We start from the raw sequence: 19,120 nt of genomic DNA, 5'->3' as shown, positions 1-19,120 counted from the left end.
AGTTCACATTGCGGTTAATCCAATTCGGACCAGCGGCCGGTCGCAACCGGTACGCTCGGAATCGTAAGGTTGAACGGAATGACGTCAGGAGCGTATTGTGCAGTCCTCGGTGGGAATCCGCGAGCGCATCGACCACGTGTATCCGACGCTTCGCCCGGCGGAGCGGTCCGTGGCCCAGTATATCCGGGACCATATCGAGGAGGCTGCGGATCTGACCGTCGGCCAGATGGCGGATATCGCGCACGTCAGCCAGCCCACGGTGATTCGTTTTTCGCGCAAGCTCGGATTCGGCGGCTACCGTGAGCTGCGCTATGTGCTGCGCCACCCGGACGCCGAGCACAAGGTGACGTTCAATCCGCTCGCGGGCTTCGACCTGAACCCGTGGGACAGCGCGGACGACATTCCGGCCAAGGCCGTGGACAGCGCGAAATCGCTCATGGACGAGCTGTACAGCGCGCTTGACGGCAAAGCCTACCGCAAGGCGATCGCACTCATCGCCGAGGCGCGATTCATCGATATTTTCGGCGTGGAGAACTCCCTGACGCCGGCCATGGATCTGTTCACCAAGCTCGAGTATCTGGGGCTCATGTGTCGCCTCAATACCGATGCGTACCTGCAGCAGATCAGCGCCGGACACCTCACACATGGCGATGTCGCCATCGCGTTCTCCCACTCAGGCAGCTCGGCCGATACGGTCAAGGCGCTGCGGTTGGCGAAGTCGCGGGGAGCCAAAACCATCGCGATCACCAACGCCGTGGGTGCGCCCTTGGCCGGCTGGGCTGATGTAGTGCTTCTCACCGGCCGCGACTCGCATACCATCTACGGCAATGCGATTTTCTCGCGCGTGGCCGATACCGCATTGGTGGACATGCTCTACATGGGCGTGATTCTGTCCGACTACGGCCGGTTCTCGACCGCGTTGGACGAATCCGGCCGCATGATTCGCGACCGCGTCTTCGAGGGCTGAGCCGCGGGGGCGGACGGTGCCTATGGGCCGTCCGCAAGGTGTGCGTTGCGGGGGAGCCGCGCGAATGCTGCCGTGCCGGCTTGTGGCTGCTGACGGGGTACGGGAATAACCGGTTTCTCGGCCGACTGGCGTGTCCGCATCGCATGACCGAACGTCGAACGTCGCGGTCATTGCGCGCGGCGGAATCAGACGATGGAGTACGTGGTGGCCCGCGAGCGGCCGTGCTTTGTGATTTTGCCGTCCAACGTCAGCTGGCGCAGCAGCTTGCCGGCCTGATCGCGGCTCAATCCCAGTTGCTCCTGAATCATTCTGCGGCTCAGGTTCACTCCGCTCGACGCCAGCAGATTCAATGTCGTCTGTTCCAACGTCTCGTTCGACTGGCGCAGCGTCGTCATGTCCAGAGCCGGTGAGACCGGGCCGGCGCTGCCGGATGCCGCTCCGGCGGCTAGGGAGGCTAGGGCAATGGTGCTTTGCGCGGGCTCGGCGTGGGTGTTGGTGATGCCGTTGGATGAGCCGGTGGATGGGACTGCGGCTGGGGCTGCAGTCGGGATGGTGGTCGGGATGGTGGTTGCAACGCCGCCATGGCCGTCGGCCAAGATGTATGACTCCCAATCAAACCCCCGGCCGAGAACCAGCGTCTGCAGCGGTGAGCACCCGATGACGCGGGCCCCGGCCAGCGCCTCGGCCGCCTGATCGGTCACACGTTGGAACGTGGGGAAGTGGTAGACGTTGTCATGCCCGGTGCCGTCGGTTCTGCCGGACGAAGCCGCGGCGGCATTGGCGCCGGAACTGGCGGAACCGCGATTGCGTGGATTGGGGGAGTTGGCCGCCTCGACCAGCGTGGGCAACACCAACGCCACTGACGACGGTCCGACGCGCAACTGCGGGCTGATCGGATTGCCTGCGTAGGCGTCCATGATGCGTTGCACGCCGGTGCCACAGTCCTCGCACAGGCCCAGATTGGCCAGCAACTGGGCCAGCATCGGGTCGCGAGGCTGGCAGATTCCGTTTAGCAGGTCGTTGATGGCGAAGCCGTCGGTCAGGCCGCCAAGGGAGATGATCTCCAGTCTCGAATCGAACACATTGATGAGTGTGGGGCCGGAGTAGGAGTAGTCGCGGTGCTCCAGCGCATTGACCAGCGCCTCGCGCAGGGCTGCGGCAGGGTATCGACCGGATTCGTTGATGCGGTTGAGCAACATGCCGGCCTCGTCCAGCTGACTGAGCAGCGAGCCGGTGAACGTGTATCGCTCGCGGATGCTGTGCTTGCTGTCGCCGTCAAAGATGATGGCCTTGGTCGCATACGGGCACTGGTCTGAAAGCAGTGTGGCGAGCAGCGGGTTGGCCGATGCGGGGGTGATGGGTGGATGTATCGTGCCGGCGGTTGTGGCAGTGGCGGCGGTTGTGGTAGTGGTGGTGTTGGCAGCAGCAACAGCGGTGTCGGCGTCGGTGCCGGCGGTAGCCGTAGTGACGGTGTCGGCAGAATCAGTGGCAAAGGCGGTCATGCGGGCCGGGTTGTTCGTGCCGGCGGAGACTATGGCGTTGGCGGTGTTGGCTGTGTCTGCCGCACTGGCTACATCAGTCGCGTATGCCGTATCGATAGTGTCAGTGGGTGCAACGCTGTCGCCTGCTGCGGTCGCGTTCGTTGTAGTGGTCGTGCCGGTTTCGTCCGTCGTGCCGTTCGCGTCGGTTGCGTCTGCCGTGCTGGTTTCGTTTGTCGTGCTGGCGTTGCCGGTGGGTGCAACGCTGCCGCTTGCGGAGGTCGCGCCTGCTGTGTTGGCTGCGTCTGCCGTGCCGGTGGCGTCCGTCGTGTCGGTGGGTGCAACGCTGCCGCCTGCTGCGGTCGCGTTCGTTGTAGTGGTCGTGCCGGTTTCGTCCGTCGTGCCGTTCGCGTCGGTAGTGGTGCTTGTGTGGGCGACAGCAATCGTATTGGCGACAGTGATCGCGTCAATCGACAATGATTCGGCTACGTTTCCCCAGTCGAGGCCGGCGGTCGCGAAGCTGTGCCTGGCATAGTCATACGTGAGATTCGATGTACCGGAATATCCGGCATCGATGCCCGCTGAAATGTGTGCCGCTGTCCCCATGCCTCGATGGTACGTACTTTCCTGTGCCAGACACGCGCAACAGCGAGCAAATGCGAGCAAATATGGTGAGTGCGGTTTGTCCGGTCTCCTTCGGTTTGACATGCAGGGCCTTGCGCCGTGCCCCGTAGCGTCTGCAGGATGGCAGGTGGGATCCGGGTAGGCGTTCGGAGTCCTCTGCTCTGTGCCCCCGTAGCGCTTACTACCCGGATTTCGAGCTTCCGTGGCACACGACTGTGCCCCCGGAGACGTTTCAAGCGTCAAATTCGCCTGCCGGGGCACAGCCCGTGCCCCGGCAGCTACTTTATGGATGTTTTTCGGCTGCGGGGGCACACTGTTGTAGACCAGAAACCGCATGATTCCGCCATTTTCGTTAAACCACACGATTTCGCCCAGAATCTGGGTGTGCCCCCGCAGCTCGAATTAAGCCGTTTTTCGGCTGCGGGGGCACGCCACCAAGCACCGCTTCCGATTTCGAACGACAAAATTCGCATGACCGTAACCCAACGCGCGCGGATAAGATCTGCGCATCACCCCACACTCTCTGCATAACCCCACGTTCAGGCCTCTACCCCATGACGACATGGGACAACATGGGAAGGACTCGATTCGGTTTACCGGGTGACGATTCTAACGTGTACAGATTCTGATGCGGCATATTCGTCAATTACTCATCAATTGCCTGTCAATACTTGTCAATGCTCGCCAACACCGGTTGAACAGCGCAAAAAGCAAAAGGCACCGACCAAAAGCCGGTGCCTCATCGTGCCCCCGACCCGACTCGAACGGGCAACCGACGGATTAGAAGGCCGTGGCTCTATCCATTGAGCTACAGGGGCATCAGCGGATAAACATACTAGTCGGTCGCGACTCGGAAATTGAGGCCGGTCCGGAATCTCTGGAATCCCCGGAATCTTTGGCTCGCGGACGTGTTATGATATGCCTCGTTGTACAGGGCAGTGATCCGTTATCAGCGGGGAGCCTTCGGAAGAACGGCGAGTCATCGCCCAGTAGACCCGACGGGATCGGCCCGAAACAGCCGAACGCAAGCGGTCGCGCTTGAACGGGCTCCGGTCCGGTCGAGCGGCGGCAAGCGAGGTGGTACCGCGGTGGCGGGTGCGGCGGAAGTCGTCCGGCATCGTCCTCGTAGCAGGGCGACGAGATGGTCGCTCCGGACGGAACGCAAGGTTCCGGCTGCGAGACGGACGGTCGATGGTATCACGAACACCTCAGGCCGGCGGAGTCCACGGCTGAATCACCACGTAACGCCCGTCCGGCGCAATCATCGCAACCAATCGTCCCTGTGGACCGAACCAGACCCACGAGGAGATTTACGGTGAGCGAAAACGTATATCCCAAGGCGAACGAGGGCGGCGAGACCGCGCACGTAGCGCCGAACCCCAGCTTCCCCCAGATGGAGGAGACCGTCCTGGACTACTGGGACAAGGACGACACCTTCCAGAAGTCCGTCGAACGCAACCCTTCCGGCGACCACAGCCAGAACGAGTTCGTGTTCTTCGACGGCCCGCCCTTCGCCAACGGCCTGCCGCACTACGGCCACCTGCTGACCGGTTATGCGAAGGACGTCATTCCGCGTTATCAGACCATGAAGGGCCGCAAGGTCAACCGCGTGTTCGGCTGGGACACGCACGGCCTGCCCGCCGAGCTTGAGGCGCAGAAGGAGCTCGGCATCGACTCGGTCGACCAGATCGAGAAGATGGGCATCGACAAGTTCAACGACGCCTGCCGCGCCTCCGTACTCAAGTACACGCACGAATGGCAGGACTATGTGCATCGTCAGGCCCGCTGGGTGGACTTCGAGCACGGTTACAAGACCCTGAACATCCCGTACATGGAGTCCGTGATGTGGGCCTTCAAGCAGCTGTACGACAAGGGCCTCGCCTACCAGGGCTACCGCGTGCTGCCGTACTGTCCGAAGGACCGTACGCCGCTTTCGGCCCATGAGCTCAGGATGGACGCCGACGTGTATCAGGACCGTCAGGACACCACCGTGTCCGTGGCCGTCAAGATGCGCGACGAGGACGCCTACGCCGTCTTCTGGACCACCACGCCGTGGACCGTGCCCACCAACTTCGCCATCGTGGTCGGCGCCGACATCGACTATGTCGAGGTCAAGCCCACCGAAGGCAAGTTCGCCGGCAAGAAGTTCTACCTCGGCAAGGACCTGCTGCCGCACTACAGCAAGGAGCTCGGCGAGAACTACGAGGTCGTGCGCGAGCTCAAGGGCTCCGAGCTCGAGGGACGCCGTTACTGGCCGGTCTTCCCGTACTTCGCGGGTGAGAAGGCCGAGACTGAGGGCAACGTGCCCGGTCCGAACGGCTACACCATCTTCACCGCCGACTATGTCGACACCGTCGAAGGTACCGGTCTGGTCCACCAGGCCCCCTACGGCGAGGACGATATGAACACGCTCAACGCCAAGGGCATCAAGAGCACCGACGTGCTCGACGCCGGCTGCCGCTTTACCGCGCAGTGCCCGGAGTACGAGGGGCTCTTCGTTTTCGACGCCAATCTGCCGATCCTGCGCAACCTGCGCGCCGGCGACGGTCCGCTCGCGTCCATCCCTGAGGAGCACCGCGCGATCCTCTTCCAGGAGAAGAGCTACGTGCACTCCTACCCGCACTGCTGGCGTTGCGCCACTCCGCTGATTTACAAGCCGGTCTCCTCCTGGTTCGTCTCCGTGACCAAGATCAAGCCGCGTCTGCTGGAGCTCAACCAGCAGATCAACTGGATTCCGGAGAACGTCAAGGACGGCCAGTTCGGCAAGTGGCTCGCCAACGCGCGCGACTGGTCCATCTCCCGCAACCGCTTCTGGGGTTCGCCGATCCCGGTGTGGGTGTCCGACGATCCGAAGTACCCGCGCGTGGACGTGTACGGCTCGCTCGACGAGCTCAAGGCCGACTTCGGCGACTACCCGCGCGACCGTGACGGCAACATCAACATGCACCGTCCGTGGATCGACAACCTGACCCGTCCGAACCCGGACGACCCGACCGGCAAGTCCACCATGCGCCGCATTCCCGACGTGCTCGACTGCTGGTTCGAGTCCGGTTCGATGTCGTTCGCGCAGTTCCACTACCCGTTCGAGAACAAGGAGAAGTTCGAGCAGCACTTCCCGGCCGACTACATCGTCGAATACATCGGTCAGACCCGCGGCTGGTTCTACCTGCTGCACGTCATGGCCACCGCCCTGTTCGACCGTCCGGCGTTCAAGAACGTGATCTGCCACGGCATCGTGCTCGGCTCCGACGGCCAGAAGATGTCGAAGCACCTGCGCAACTACCCGGACGTCAACGGCGTGTTCGACAAGTACGGTTCCGATGCCATGCGCTGGTTCCTCATGAGCTCGCCGATTCTGCGCGGCGGCAACCTGATTGTCACCGCCGAGGGCATCCGCGACACCGTGCGTCAGGTCATGCTGCCGGTGTGGAGCTCGTACTACTTCTTCACGCTGTACGCCAACGCGGCCAACGGCGGCAAGGGCTTCGACGCGCGCCAGCTGCGCCCCGACGAGGTCGTCGCCCTGCCGGAGATGGACCGCTACCTGCTGGCCCGCACCCGCCGGCTCGTGGAGCGCGTGGAGAAGGCGCTGGACGAGTTCGCGATCTCCGATGCCTGCGACGCCGCGTCCGACTTCATCGACGTGCTCACCAACTGGTACATCCGCAACACCCGTGACCGCTTCTGGAACGAGGACGCCAACGCGTTCAACACCCTGTACACCGTGCTCGAGGTGTTCATGCGCGTGCTCGCGCCGCTGGCCCCGATGGAGGCCGAGTCCGTGTGGCGCGGCCTGACCGGCGGCGAATCCGTGCATCTGGCCGACTGGCCGTTCGTCGTCTCCGAGGAGACCGGTGAGGCCACCGAGCTCGGTCGCGTGCTCGTCGACGATCCGAAGCTGGTCAATGCGATGGAGAAGGTGCGCGAGGTCGTCTCCGGCACCCTGTCCCTGCGCAAGGCCTCGCAGATCCGCGTGCGCCAGCCACTGTCCAAGCTCACCGTGGTGGTCGAGGACGTGGACGACGTGCGTGCCTACGCGGAGGTGCTCAAGTCCGAGCTCAACGTGAAGGACATCGAGTTCTGCACGATGGAGGACGCCGGCTCCCAGGGTCTCAAGATCGTTCACCAGCTCAAGGTCAACGCCCGTGCGGCCGGTCCGCGCCTCGGTAAGCAGGTGCAGTTCGCCATCAAGGCGTCCAAGACCGGTGCGTGGCGCGTGGATGCCTCCGGCGCCCCCGTGGTCGAGACGCCGAATGGCGAGATCGCGCTGGTCGAAGGCGAGTACGAGCTGATCAATCGCGTGGAGGAGGAGAACGCGGCCGAGGCGGCAGCTTCCGTGTCCGCCGCGCTGCCGACCGGTGGCTTCGTGATCCTCGACACCGCGCTGACCGACGACCTGGTGGCCGAAGGCTACGCCCGCGACGCTATCCGCGCCGTGCAGGACGCCCGTAAGGACGCCGGCCTCGACATCGCCGATCGCATCGCGCTGACGCTGACCGTGCCGGCTGCCGATGCGGCGAAGGTCGAGCAGTTCCGCGACCTCATCGCCCGTGAAACGCTGGCCACCTCGCTGGAGGTCAAGGCTGACGAGGACGCCAAGGAACTGGCCGTGGAGGTCGCCAAGGCGTGATGACGTCGTCATTGACGGTCTGATCGGCTGGTGATTGGCTGGCAATTGGCTGGCGATTAGCCAGACGTCTGGCCGTTTTCTGACGGCGGTTTCGCCAAGATGTGCCACATAAGGTGGGCTGAGCCAAACGGTTCAGCCCACCTTCCTTTTGTCTGTGCCAGACCAAGGTGTGCATTTGTTCTGAGTAATCGCGGTGTTCCGAGTGGCCCGAGTGCGTTTTTCCCAAGGAAGACTCGGCGCGGACCGGTTCCTTATCAGGACAGACATCATTGGTTATTCCGAGGTAATTCACTGTCCCGTTAGTTGGAACGCTCTCTGGTTAAGCACACTTTGGTCTAACACAACCTTTCTTTTTAGCTATGTTCGACCAAGGTGTTGCTGTTCGTAGGACGCTCGTGTTGATTTCCCGCTGTTCCGGCCTGATTGGGAATGCTTGGAGGACAGTAATTGCAGCGATTCCAGTGGTTGACAGCACTTTGGAATAACAAATCCATTCTTTCCTTTCCATTTCCTTCCATTCAGTTCTGGCCATGTCTCATCAGTTGGCATAGGCTGGGTCTTCTCCTCGGACTCGGATTGGGATATCGGCTGAAATGTGTGTATGGCGACCCTAGTAATCGGATGGTTATTGGACCGGGGCGTGGAGGCTGTTCCAGTCGGTGCTATGCCATATCGATTGGTGATCTCCTGTCTTCGCGGATTATTTCCCCGCGAAGTTATCCACAACACGCCGGATTGCCGAAGCTGTATCCACATAGGTCGGTTCAGCTGGACAACGACGGCGAGCGGCCGTTAGCGTCGTCCGCATGAAAACGCATCACACCATCACGGACAAACTCATGCGGGCGCAGCAGCAACGAAGCTGTGTGTTCGCGGCAAACGACGCCGAAGGCAAGGCGCTCCGGCGGCGGACGCGCGACGGCGAACTGGTCAGTCCGCATCGTGGCCTGTTCATTGACGCCCAATATTGGAAAACGCTGAATGGCGCCGACAAAGTGAAGCACATCGTGCGGTGCTTGTCACAACGGCATCCGTCATGGGTCTTCGCCGGGCCGACGGCAGTGGCCATACACGGTTTCGCCCATCAGTGGTCGATTCACAGCGCCGTGTATATCGCTTCCTCCGTGAATGCCGGACACGGCGCAAAGGGCGTGCATCGTATTTTCATGACCGATTTGCCTGCGGTTGAAATACAAGGCATACCAGTGACATCGGTTGCCAGGACGCTGGTAGATTGCGGATTGATGCTGCCGTTTGCCAGTGCGTTGCCCATATTCGATTCGGCATTCAGAAATGGTCATGAGGCGAGCGCCGTGCGTGCCATCTGCTCGGCGCTTCACCGTGATACCGCGGCGGTGGAACGCCTCCTGACGCATGCGAACCCGTTGAGTGAGAACGGCGGCGAATCGCTGGCCCGCGCCGTCATGATTGAGATGGGTTTTGCGGTACCGCAGTTGCAGCATATATTTGCCAATCCGCAGAATGCTGGTGAATGGTATCGAGTCGATTTCGCGTGGCTGTTCCCGGGCGGGTACACGGTCGTTGCCGAGTATGACGGCGTGGCCAAGTATGTCGATCCGGCGATGACGGGCCGCAAAACAATTCAGGCCGTGGTGCACCAGCAAAGCGAGCGCGAGCGCCGATTATATGCGTGGGGCGTGAGTCGTATAGTCCGCTTTACTTTCGATGACGTCGTTCATCGGCAGCCATTGGCGGACAAGCTGGCCGGCGTGGGGATTCCACGAGTTGGCGGTGTGCCTTGAGGATGATGGGGTTTATTGGCGCTGGTGGTCATGCCGGTGGCGGATTACAGAAGGGTTTGGTGACTCGGGTTGTGCCAGGACGTGGTGGTTGTATTCGGGCCCGATGCTTAGTGACATCTTCGTGACAGGTGGACTCAGCGGCCGTTTCCTACCAGAAGAGCCCCGCTTCCAGTAGAAAACAGCCGCTGAAAGGCCGGTAAGCGTCCGTTTTCTACTGAGAGTGAGGTCCTTCTGGTAGAAAACTACCGCTGAGCGGCCGATTAGCGTCCGTTTTCTACCAAGAGTGGGGACTTTCCAGCAGAAAACAGCCGCTGAGCGGCTCGGTAGCGGCCGTTTTCTACTGGAAGCGGGGCTGTCCTGGTAGAAAACGGACGCTGAGGCCTGAGAGGGGCTGAGGGGGAGTCGGTTGTCCGACGGCCTGCCGGTCCGCTGTCTGGGACGGGGTCGGTCCGCAGCCCGAGACCGGGTCGGTCCGCCGCCCGAGACTGGGCCGGTGCGCAGAGGCGATGGCTGTCCGAATCGGCCGATTCGCTCAGTGCGCCAGCATCTCGGTGGCCACTTCCTCCTTGCTCAGGGACGCCGGGTAGTAGGTGGGCCAGTTGTCCATCTCCTTCAGGGTCTCCTCCTGGGAGTCGTCGCCCATGAAGATGTGGAAGTGCGCGGATTTGCCCGGCGCGATGCCATGATCGGAGAACTGCACGATCTTCGGTGCGCCTGCGGGCACGTCACCGGTGGCGGTGAACAGGAACCGCACGCCGCGGTTGCCCTTAGCGTAGTCGAGGATCTTGAATCCATCGTACTTGTAGGTTGCGGTCGCGGTCTTGCCGCCACGGGTGAAGCTCATCTGGTCGCCCTTGATGACGATCTTCTCCACGTCGGTCTTGTAGCCGGTGTCGTAGTACTGCTTGTACTCCTCGGCGGTCATGTCGCCCTTCTTGGCCTTAGCCTCCATCACGGAGTCGAGCGTGCCGTCCTGAAGGTACGGGTATACAGACTGCCATTCGCCTTCGTAGTCGGCAAGCGTGCGGTCCTTGACGTCCTGCGTGAGGAAGAAACCGTTCGTGGTATCGGTGGCCAGCGCCTGCTTGGCGATCAAGGTGAGCCAGTCGAGCAGCGTCTTCTGATTCTCGGGTAGCTGTTCGGTGGCGGAGATGATCGTCTTGTTGCTGGAGATCGCGGCTTCGTTGAGCTTCTTGGCGAAGCCACCCATCTCCTGCGGGTTGACGACGAGGATGTCCACGTCGTCGCTGGCGACGATGTCCATCGCGTTCTTGAGGTCGGCGGCAGAAGGCTCGGCTTCGCTGTTCATCGCGTTGGTGTAGGTTTCGGGGGTCTTGTCGGTCGCGCCGATGTAATCGAGCAGGTAGCTGATGATTGACTCGGTGGCCACGTAGTTGCGCTGCACCCCTGCGGCCCGGCCCTTGTTCACGAGGGCGACGAAGTCGGCGTACTCGCCGTTCCACTCGTTGAAGTGGCGCTGCACGGTGGCGGCGGTCTTCGAGTTCTCGCCGGCCTTGGTTACGTACGCGTCGTTGATCGCCTCGGCGGCTTTGAGCACGCCTTCAGGGCTGAACCACACATGGGGGTTGGTGGAGCCGTGATGGTGATGGTGGCCTTCCTCGCCTTCGGCCCCTTCCTCATGCTCGTGTGAGTGCTCCTCGGTGGCGGTGATGCCCATGAGGTCGCCCACGTTCACGATGGCCTGCTTGTCCGGGTCAAGCTGAGCCTTTTCCGCCCAGCCGTCGTATCCGGCGCCGTTGAGCACTACGATGTCGGCCTTGGCGAGCTTCGCGAGGTCCGAGGCGGTGGCCTCGTAATCATGCGGATCGGCGGAGGTCGAGTTGATCAGCGAGGTGACTTCGGCACAGGAGCCGCCGAGTTGCTCGGCAAGCGAACCCCACTGATTCACCGAGGCGACCACGGTGAATGTCGTGTCGCAGGAATCCGCAGCCGTCGCCGTGGTGCTGCCGCCGGGCTCACCGCCGGACGTCTGGCCTTGTCTTGCGTAGGCGAATCCGCCGACAATGCCGCCGGCGAGCAGCGCGCCGACGCAGAATGCGGCGATGCTGGCGATGACCGGTGTACGGCGTTCGCCGATGGCTGCGCGAGCGTTGGGATTGGTTTCGGGCGTGGGCTGGCTAGCGTTTGGGTTAGTCATGTTTAGGCTTTCTACCTGATTGTTTTGATGATTCAGTTTCTGGGTGTGCTCTGTTTCAACGGTCGGTCTTTGCGGGCGAATTTTGGGGGAGAGCCGTATATATCCGGCGACTCTACAAAGAGATGCTCGTATGCCGGCTTGCGGAGGTTCTGCCATGTCTATGGGCAGTTCGGCTAATGTCCGGCGTCGGAGGCTGTTCATGACATTCCCGCTCCTTGCTAGGAGAGCCGCTCGCAAAGCGAGGCCTGAGGGATATCCAATTCGTCAACACATTTCCGACGCAGGACACGCGGGACATTAGGGCTTCATATACCCCTTCCGTACGGCTGCGGCCAGATTCTGGGGAACTTGGACGACTTCGCCTTCCGGCGTGGTGACCGTGGCCAACTGTGGGACTTTCGCCTTCCAATTGGCTCGGCGTGAGCGGGTGTGTGACCGTGAGGTCCGGTATTTCGGCAGTGCCATCAGCCTTGCCTCGCTTTCCAATGCGGATTCTTCTTATTGATGACGTACAGATGTCCGCGGCGTCGGACGACATAGGAGCCGTCCTTACGTGCCAGCGATCGAATGGAGGATTTGACTTTCATGGTGTTGCTTTCGTGGTTGTAGTGAGATGGTGGGCCTCGGTTATTTCCGGCCGTACCGCTCGTGGAACTTCTGCACCTGGCCTGCGGTGTCGAGCACGACGTTCCTGCCGGTGTAGAAGGGATGGCTGTAGCAGGACACCTCCACATTGACCAGCGGATAGGTGTTGCCGTCCTCCCATGTGATGCTTGGCAGGTTTTTCGCCTTGGCGACCAGCGTTGATTTGGTCAGGATGTACTTGTCGGCTGAGCGGTCGTAGAAGACCACGGGGCCGTATTCGGGGTGAATGCCTTGTTGCATTAGTTGTCGCTCCTTGGTTGTTGTGGTGATTGCATTGGCTGTTCGTCTATTGCGTGCGATTGCCAGCGGTCACCAGCTTGATTTCACTACGCCGGGCAATTCGCCCCTATGCGCCTTTTCGCGCAGATTGATGCGCGAAAGTCCGAACTTGCGGTTGAAGGCTCGCGGCCGCCCGTCGATGGAGTCCCGGTTACGCAGGCGGGTCGGGCTGGCGTCGCGGGGGAGCGCATGCAGTTTACGCATCGCCTCGGCGCGTTCCTCGGGCGACAGGTGCGGGCTGACGCTGTCCCGCTTGTATTGCGCTCGCCGTTCGGCGTATTTCGCCACGATGCGCTCGCGTTGCATTTGTCGGTTGATTTTGCTGGTTTTGGCCATTGGTGGCTCCTTGGGAATGTGTGGATTCATTTCTTAGGCAGATTTCTCGTTACTTAGGCACCTCGCTGCCATGCCGTGCTCGGTCGATGCCTGTATTCGCGCGGTTTTGCGTATGCGGTTTTGCGGCGGATGTGCCTAGGAAACGCAGAATCTGCCTAAGAAACGACGCGTGGCGGATGTAAAGGGCGAGGGGCTTCTAACGCGATTCCCGGAAGACGACGCGCCTGCGCACCACCGGGTCGAACTTCAGCAGTTCGAGTCGGTCCGGCGTGTTGCGTCGGTTCTTGCGGGTCGTGTAGGTGAAGCCGGTCCCCGCCGTGGACTTAAGGGTGATGACCGGTCTGATCTCCGATGATTTGCTTGACATGATGCTTCGACTGCTTTCTATTGGATGTTTGTTGGTTGCATCTCAGGTGTCTGTCGGATGGCTGTTAGGTGCCTATTTCCTGCCGAGTGCGCATCGCAGGGCTGATGAGCGTCACCCGCGTCGCGCAACCGGCGTCTGCCGAGCGCGTATCGGGCGCGAGTCATCGGTTGATGTTCTGGTTGCGGCGGATGCGGGCGAGCGCCGCTTCGATGCCGATGCGGTCGATGGTCTTCATGCCTTTGACGCTCACGGTGAGCGTGACGGTGTGCCCCAGCGAGGGGACCCAATACCGCTTCGTTTGCAGATTAGGCGAGAAGGTTCGTTTGGTTTTCCGATGCGAATAGGAGACGCGATTGCCGGTGGAGGCATGCGTGCCCAGGATTTGACATTGTTTGGACATGATTGCAGACTATACACCATAATGATAACCATTATCAAAAAAGGAAGGTTGTTATGGTTCATCCGGTATTGCAATCATTGGGAAACGCGGAGCGCGGCACTGGCGTGCCGGTGGTGCTGCTCACCGGGGCTGATCGGCTCAGTCTTGATGCCGTTGCGTTTTCGCTGGCTGATTCCTGTCCGTCCGTGTGCTCGATCACGTACGATGTGCGGCCGAATGCCGCCGTCGAGTCCGGGCTGGATGTCGTGCGTACGATTACTCGGCCGCGGGTCGACGGTCTGGCGTTCGGGGAGACCGACTCGTTCGGTTTGGAGGAATGCTGCATGAGCTGCACGGTGAAGCACGACGTCGGACGCGTGTTGGAATCGATGTGCTCGGCATTGTTGCCGGGATTGCCGGGATTGCCGGGATTGCCGGGATTGCCGGGATTGCCGGGGTCATCACGATTGCCGGTGTCGTCGGAATCGCTGCCGGCCCCCATGCCTGCGGTGTTTCTGATTTCGCTGCCGGTTGGGCTCGAGGGTACGCCGGTGGCGCAGTATCTGTCTGATCTATTCGATCTCAGTGACTGGGGCGTGCCGCTGTATGTGGGAGACGTTGCCAGTGCGGTGGGCCTCGATGAGTTCGAGGAACGGTTCTTCGATGACGACCGTCTGTGCCTGTACGGGCTGGGCGGTCTGGGTGAAGAGGATGCCGTCTATGATGAACGGTCTACCGGCGCGGTGGTGTCCCGCCTGATTCGGGAGGCGTCCTGCATACTCGAGTTGCCGGTGGTGGGTGCGGGGTGCCTGTCCCGGCATTTGGATGCGGCGGGAGAGTGCCGTTGTCGGGAGATCATCCGTGCCGTGGCCGAACCGGACGCGGTGGTGTATGAGGATGCGCGGGCTGTGGGAATCCGTGATTTGCCGCATTGTTCCGTCGGCATGAAGCTGCCTGCGCGGTGATGGTGGCGGTTTCGGGTTCGATTGTGGTGGGGTGTGGTGACACGCCGTGCAATAATGCAAATGATAATAATTCTCGATATGTGTTATGCTCAGGTGCTGGAAATCGACCGATCCATGCGGATGCATAACACGGATGCATAACGCGGAGGCGAATGGCGCGAGAGCGCGGTCGCCTCGTGAGAAACGCGAAGAGCGGAACGTTTGACGCAATATCTCCGGCCGCACGACTCGCGCGCATCGGCCAGCATCCGATGGAACAGTCCAACCGAACCCATCAGAGAGGAAACCCATCATGTCCATCATGTCCAACGCCAAGCGTGCAATCGCGGCAGTCGCAGCCGCCGCGGCACTGTTCTCCATGGCCGCCTGCGGCTCCGGCGATTCTTCCAGTACGGCCAAATCTGACGCCGCCGACGCTTCGCAGGCTTCCGGCAAGATCGAGGTCGTGGCCTCCATCAACCAGTGGGGTTCGGTGGCCGCCGACCTTGGCGGCGACAACGTCGAGGTCACCAACATCATGACCAAGACCAACGTCGAAGCGCATGACTACGAGCCCACGGCCGCGGACGTGGCCAAGTTCGGCTCGGCCAAGGTGGCCGTAGTCAACGGCGCTGACTACGACCCGTGGGCGTCCAAGGCGGCCGGGGCTACCAATGCCACGTTGGTCGACGCCGCCGAGACCGCCGGCATCAAGGAGGGCGACAACCCGCACGTCTGGTTCTCCGCCGAGGTCCGTTCTTCCACCGCCGACGCCATCACCGCCGCCTACCAGAAGGCCGACCCCGCCCACAAGGACGACTACGCCAAGCTCAACGAGGATTGGCACGCCAAGGAGGACAAGCTCGAGTCCAAGATCAAGGAGACGTCCGCCAAGACCGCGAACCTGCCGTATGCCGCCACCGAATCCGTGGCGTGGTATCTGGCCGACGACCTCAAGATGACCGACGCCACGCCGAAGGGGTATGCGCAGGCCTCCGCCAACGAGAGCGAGCCGACCCCGGCCGACATCAAGGACTTCCAGGACGCGCTCAAGGCCGGTTCCATCAAGATGTTGGTCTTCAACTCCCAGGAGGCCAACTCCACCACCGATCAGATCACGGGCTCCGCCAAGGACGCCAACGTGCCGGTCGTGGAGCTCACCGAGCAGATGCCCGCCGAATACGACAACCTGTTGGATTGGATGGACGCGCTCGTTGACCAGTTCTCCGCAGCTGTGAAGTAGACGCAGTAAAGATAAAGGAGCAGAGGGGTGAAGCCGGCCGGCTCGGGAACCCGGAAGCCGGCGATGGCGAGCTCGGCCGTCATACGGTGAGCTCGGCCGTCGCGAGTGGTGCAATCATCGTGCCGCCGGTTCCGTGAACGGCGGAAGCGTGTAGCCGATTCGATGCTCCGCAGATCGTCCTGTCCTGCGGCGACCTCCATGTAGCGAACGTCGTGCAGCGAGCGCCGTGTGGCGAACGTCGTGCAGCGGGCGAGCAAAAAGCGCCCCCGATATTCAGGGTCATGTTCAGGGTGCTTCGGGATCATCCCGAGGCACCCTTTGCGTTAAGGTTGCTTGAGCATGAATAGACGGTAAACGGCACAGGGTCCCGCAACCGGGGCCACAATATCCCCGCAACCGGGGCCAGTGTCCCCGCAACCGGGGCCAATAGTTAGGGAACCGTGAGGAAACCGGGAGAAACATTGATTCTCCAAGGTTCGGCAACGACAATATGCGACTGGACAAGCATCACAGGACAAGCAGGCGAATGAGCGAAAACACCAGTAACACCACATCGAAGTTCCGTTGGCGGCTCTGGACGAATCGGGCCGAGGCGGACGAGGTCACCCCGAAGCACCCGCACAAGCCATTTCCCGGTTGGCTGTACGGTGTGCTGTTCGTCGTATTCGACATCATCGCCGTGGCCGCGCTGGAGGTGGGCGTCTCGACCAGCTCCACCCGCGTGCAGCTCTCCAGCCCGGACGTCGGCTTCAACTTCGTGAGCAAGATGTGGCTCGAAGGCAACTTCGTGTTCCTGCTCAACGTGCTGCTGGTCGGACTGCTGTACCTCATGCTGCTCATGCTGTGCAACCGGTTCTGGGTCGCGAGCGCGGTGATCGTGGGCGTGGCGATTTTCGTGGCCGCCATCGAGCATTTCAAGATCGAGATCCGCTACGAGGCCATCCTGCCCGCGGACCTCAACTTCCTCGGCTCCAATACGGGCAATATGCTCACGTTCATCCCGGCGGGCGCCCATGTGACCATCCTCGTGGCACTTGCGGTATTCGCGGCATTGCTGGCGTTGATTTTGGCGCTGCGCCATCTCGACGGGCGCAACGGCCGTATGCTGCGTTCGAGCAATCTCGGCCTGAACCTCGGCGTGCGACTGCTCGTTATGCTGCTCGCGCTGCTCGGATTCTCCCTGTATTGCATGCAGGTGAGCACCACCGACTCGTGGGCCAACAAGTTCTCGCATGCAATGGGCGACAAGCCGTCCATGTGGGATTCGGTGTACGACGCGCAGCGCAACGGTCCGCTCGTCGCCTTCACGCGCCAGCTCAACCCGAAGGTCATGGACAAGCCGGACGACTATTCCGAGGAGACCATGAAGCAGGTGGCCGCGCGTTACAAGAAAGCCGCCGAGAAGCTCAATGCGGACCGTAGCAACGATCTCAACGACTCCACCGTGGTCTACGTGCTGTCCGAATCGTTCTCCGATCCCAGCCGAGTGCCGGGGCTCAAGGTGAACAAGGACTCCATGCCCAACATCCGCAAGATCAAGGAGTCCACCACCTCCGGCCTCATGCTTTCCTCGGGCTACGGCGGCGGTACGGCCAACCTCGAGTACATGGGGCTTACGGGCCTGTCCATGGCCAATTTCGACTCCTCGCTGACCAGTCCGTACCAGCAGCTCGTGCCCACCGAGCACTGGACGCCGACCGTCAACCAGCTGTGGGGCGCGCCTGCCAACTCACTTGGCTACCATCCGTACGAATCCAGCATGTATTCGCGCGCCACGAACTACAAGAAGTTCGGCTTCTCGCACTTCTACACGCTTACCGGTCCGGACGTGATCAAGTATCAGGACAAGATCGACGAGTCGCCGTACGTGTCCGACAAGGCCACCTACGATTCCGCGCTCGAGGGCATCAAGGACGGCACCGCGAACAAGTTCATCCAGATCATCACGATGCAGAACCACATGCCCTATCACGAGTGGTATGAGAACAACGACTTCACCGCCGAATCCACCACGGGCACGCCACTCGAGAAGGACGAACAGGAGTCGATTGAGACCTACCAGAAGGGCGCGTCGATCACCGATCAGGCCACTCAGGAGTTCCTGAACGAACTCGACAAGCTGGACAAGCCCGTCACCGTGGTCTTCTACGGCGACCATCTGCCGGGCATCTACTCCTCGGCCAGCGAGGACGAGAACAACTCGCTCGCCCTGCATCTGACCGACTACTTCATCTGGTCCAACAAGGCCTCCGGCACTCAGGGCAACAAGGCGGATGACGCGGACTACTCCTCGCCGAACTTCTTCGTGGCCCAGGCCGCCGAGCATATGAATGCGAAGGTCTCGCCGTTCCTCGCCTTCCTGACGCAGATGCACTCCAAGATCGCCGCCATGGAACCGCCCGTGGTCAACAAGATCCAGGGCTGGGACCGTATCCCCGAAGGTCAGAGCATCTATCTTGACCAGTCCGGCAACCCCATGTCCGAGGCCGATTTCGACGACGAGACCAAGCAGCTCCTCGCCGACTACAAGCTCATCCAGTACGACATCACCACCGGCAAAAACTACCTCAAAGACACCGATTTCATGACACTGCCGTAAAGCAAACAACCCAGTGGGTTGTTTGTAGGCAGTGTGGCGAGCCGACAGGCGAGTCAGCAAAGCGCGGGCGTAGCCCGTCCGTAATTGCAGTGCCGCTGCCGTAAAGCAAACAACCCGGCCGAGCCGTGAAGCGGACAATCCGGTGGGTTGTCCGTAGGTGAGGGGAGCGGCTTGCCGCGACGGAAATCCGGAGGATTTCGGTCCGTAGGCAGTGTGGCGAGCTGTGTGGCGAGCCGACAGGCGAGTCGGTAAAGCGCGGGCGGAGCCTGCTGGTGTGCTTCTTGGCTCCCCTGTCATGGGAGCTGACCCGGCGGGCCTGAGGGGTAGTTGTTTGTTCATCGAGTTACGGGTATGAGACTGCTCGCCGTTGCGGAAGCACTGTCATTATCTCCGTGTGCGGTATGAAACGGCGAAATCACGGTTTTTGTGGTGTTGTACCGCGCTGTTGCGGTACAACACTTGCTGCAATCGTTGTCTTCACATGTCGTACCGCGGCAGCGCAAAGAGAATCGTTGCAATTCCGCCATTCCTGCATGGGTATCCGAATCGGCGGCCGCGGCACGCGTGGTACGATACGCGAAAAACGTCGATAATCACGGATCGTACCGCGCCGATACGTACACAATACGAAATATCGGGCCTTTTCCGTCTGTTGTACCGCACACGCGCCACGCACATGCCCCGCACACATGCGCACATGCCGCCGCA

14 protein-coding genes and 1 tRNA gene are annotated in these 19,120 nt (G+C 61.3%); 6 read left to right on the top strand and 9 right to left on the bottom strand.

From position 1 onward, the window contains the following. Positions 1–97: 97 nt before the first annotated feature. A complete protein-coding gene (locus BMYO_RS04715) occupies positions 98–967 on the top strand; it encodes a MurR/RpiR family transcriptional regulator (protein WP_094667364.1) in 870 nt (289 codons plus the stop codon). Positions 968–1,152: 185 nt separating this feature from the next. On the opposite strand, the gene BMYO_RS12090 is transcribed toward BMYO_RS04715, so the two are convergent. After that, a complete protein-coding gene (locus tag BMYO_RS12090; protein WP_233428156.1) occupies positions 1,153–3,051 on the bottom strand; it encodes an ATP-binding protein in 1,899 nt (632 codons plus the stop codon). Positions 3,052–3,814: 763 nt separating this feature from the next. Continuing rightward, positions 3,815–3,887, bottom strand: a tRNA-Arg gene (locus BMYO_RS04705). Positions 3,888–4,384: 497 nt separating this feature from the next. Between BMYO_RS04705 and ileS the strand changes: the two genes are divergently transcribed. Both ileS and BMYO_RS04690 read left to right on the top strand, forming a co-directional pair. Then, the gene (gene ileS / locus BMYO_RS04695) at positions 4,385–7,699 is read left to right on the top strand and encodes a mupirocin-resistant isoleucine--tRNA ligase (protein ID WP_094667363.1); all 3,315 of its coding nucleotides are present in this window, start codon (positions 4,385–4,387) and stop codon (positions 7,697–7,699) included. Positions 7,700–8,538: 839 nt separating this feature from the next. Continuing rightward, entirely contained in the window at positions 8,539–9,462 is a 924-nt protein-coding gene (locus BMYO_RS04690) for a CTP synthase (RefSeq protein WP_143249115.1), read from the top strand. A gap of 532 nt (positions 9,463–9,994) precedes the next feature. Here BMYO_RS04690 and BMYO_RS04685 read toward each other — a convergent pair. The 7 genes from BMYO_RS04685 to rpmB form a co-directional block, all read right to left on the bottom strand. Continuing rightward, positions 9,995–11,620: a metal ABC transporter substrate-binding protein gene (locus BMYO_RS04685; RefSeq protein ID WP_094667361.1), complete on the bottom strand. Its 1,626-nt coding sequence runs from the start codon at positions 11,618–11,620 to the stop codon at positions 9,995–9,997. Positions 11,621–11,917: 297 nt separating this feature from the next. Beyond that, positions 11,918–12,085, bottom strand: a complete 168-nt coding sequence (gene rpmF / locus BMYO_RS04680; protein WP_094667360.1) for a 50S ribosomal protein L32 — start codon at positions 12,083–12,085, stop codon at positions 11,918–11,920. After that, positions 12,085–12,207: a 50S ribosomal protein L36 gene (locus tag BMYO_RS04675; RefSeq protein WP_003813936.1), complete on the bottom strand. Its 123-nt coding sequence runs from the start codon at positions 12,205–12,207 to the stop codon at positions 12,085–12,087. The genes rpmF and BMYO_RS04675 overlap by 1 nt, the downstream gene beginning before the upstream one ends. A gap of 40 nt (positions 12,208–12,247) precedes the next feature. Next, positions 12,248–12,505, bottom strand: a complete 258-nt coding sequence (locus BMYO_RS04670) for a type B 50S ribosomal protein L31 (protein WP_094667359.1) — start codon at positions 12,503–12,505, stop codon at positions 12,248–12,250. A gap of 69 nt (positions 12,506–12,574) precedes the next feature. Continuing rightward, positions 12,575–12,880: a 30S ribosomal protein S14 gene (rpsN, locus tag BMYO_RS04665; protein WP_094667358.1), complete on the bottom strand. Its 306-nt coding sequence runs from the start codon at positions 12,878–12,880 to the stop codon at positions 12,575–12,577. Positions 12,881–13,076: 196 nt separating this feature from the next. Beyond that, positions 13,077–13,247: a 50S ribosomal protein L33 gene (rpmG, locus tag BMYO_RS04660; RefSeq protein ID WP_044089945.1), complete on the bottom strand. Its 171-nt coding sequence runs from the start codon at positions 13,245–13,247 to the stop codon at positions 13,077–13,079. A 160-nt stretch (positions 13,248–13,407) separates the two neighbouring features. Next, positions 13,408–13,647, bottom strand: a complete 240-nt coding sequence (rpmB, locus tag BMYO_RS04655) for a 50S ribosomal protein L28 (protein WP_094667357.1) — start codon at positions 13,645–13,647, stop codon at positions 13,408–13,410. 53 nt (positions 13,648–13,700) lie between these two features. On the opposite strand from rpmB, the gene BMYO_RS12085 reads away from it, so the two are divergent. From BMYO_RS12085 to BMYO_RS04635, 3 genes are all read left to right on the top strand, one after another. Beyond that, entirely contained in the window at positions 13,701–14,591 is an 891-nt protein-coding gene (locus BMYO_RS12085; RefSeq protein ID WP_233428155.1) for a hypothetical protein, read from the top strand. Positions 14,592–14,883: 292 nt separating this feature from the next. After that, entirely contained in the window at positions 14,884–15,813 is a 930-nt protein-coding gene (locus tag BMYO_RS04640) for a metal ABC transporter solute-binding protein (RefSeq protein ID WP_094667356.1), read from the top strand. 526 nt (positions 15,814–16,339) lie between these two features. Further along, entirely contained in the window at positions 16,340–18,412 is a 2,073-nt protein-coding gene (locus BMYO_RS04635; protein ID WP_094667355.1) for an LTA synthase family protein, read from the top strand. Positions 18,413–19,120 lie beyond the last annotated feature (708 nt).

The organism is Bifidobacterium myosotis (genome assembly GCF_002259745.1).
GTDB classification, from domain to species: domain Bacteria; phylum Actinomycetota; class Actinomycetes; order Actinomycetales; family Bifidobacteriaceae; genus Bifidobacterium; species Bifidobacterium myosotis.
The sequence above is the reverse complement of the archived record's forward strand: the minus strand, read 5'-3'. Positions and strand labels throughout refer to the sequence as shown.

Coding starts and splice junctions, on each gene's coding strand:
- BMYO_RS04690 (WP_143249115.1), top strand. CDS start 8,539: ATGCGGGCGCAGCAGCAACGAAGCTGTGTGTTCGCGGCAAACGACGCC.
- BMYO_RS04670 (WP_094667359.1), bottom strand. CDS start 12,505: ATGCAACAAGGCATTCACCCCGAATACGGCCCCGTGGTCTTCTACGAC.
- rpmG (WP_044089945.1), bottom strand. CDS start 13,247: ATGTCAAGCAAATCATCGGAGATCAGACCGGTCATCACCCTTAAGTCC.
- BMYO_RS12085 (WP_233428155.1), top strand. CDS start 13,701: ATGGTTCATCCGGTATTGCAATCATTGGGAAACGCGGAGCGCGGCACT.
- rpmF (WP_094667360.1), bottom strand. CDS start 12,085: ATGGCACTGCCGAAATACCGGACCTCACGGTCACACACCCGCTCACGC.
- rpsN (WP_094667358.1), bottom strand. CDS start 12,880: ATGGCCAAAACCAGCAAAATCAACCGACAAATGCAACGCGAGCGCATC.
- rpmB (WP_094667357.1), bottom strand. CDS start 13,647: ATGTCCAAACAATGTCAAATCCTGGGCACGCATGCCTCCACCGGCAAT.
- BMYO_RS04685 (WP_094667361.1), bottom strand. CDS start 11,620: ATGACTAACCCAAACGCTAGCCAGCCCACGCCCGAAACCAATCCCAAC.
- BMYO_RS04640 (WP_094667356.1), top strand. CDS start 14,884: ATGTCCATCATGTCCAACGCCAAGCGTGCAATCGCGGCAGTCGCAGCC.
- BMYO_RS12090 (WP_233428156.1), bottom strand. CDS start 3,051: ATGGGGACAGCGGCACACATTTCAGCGGGCATCGATGCCGGATATTCC.
- BMYO_RS04635 (WP_094667355.1), top strand. CDS start 16,340: ATGAGCGAAAACACCAGTAACACCACATCGAAGTTCCGTTGGCGGCTC.
- BMYO_RS04675 (WP_003813936.1), bottom strand. CDS start 12,207: ATGAAAGTCAAATCCTCCATTCGATCGCTGGCACGTAAGGACGGCTCC.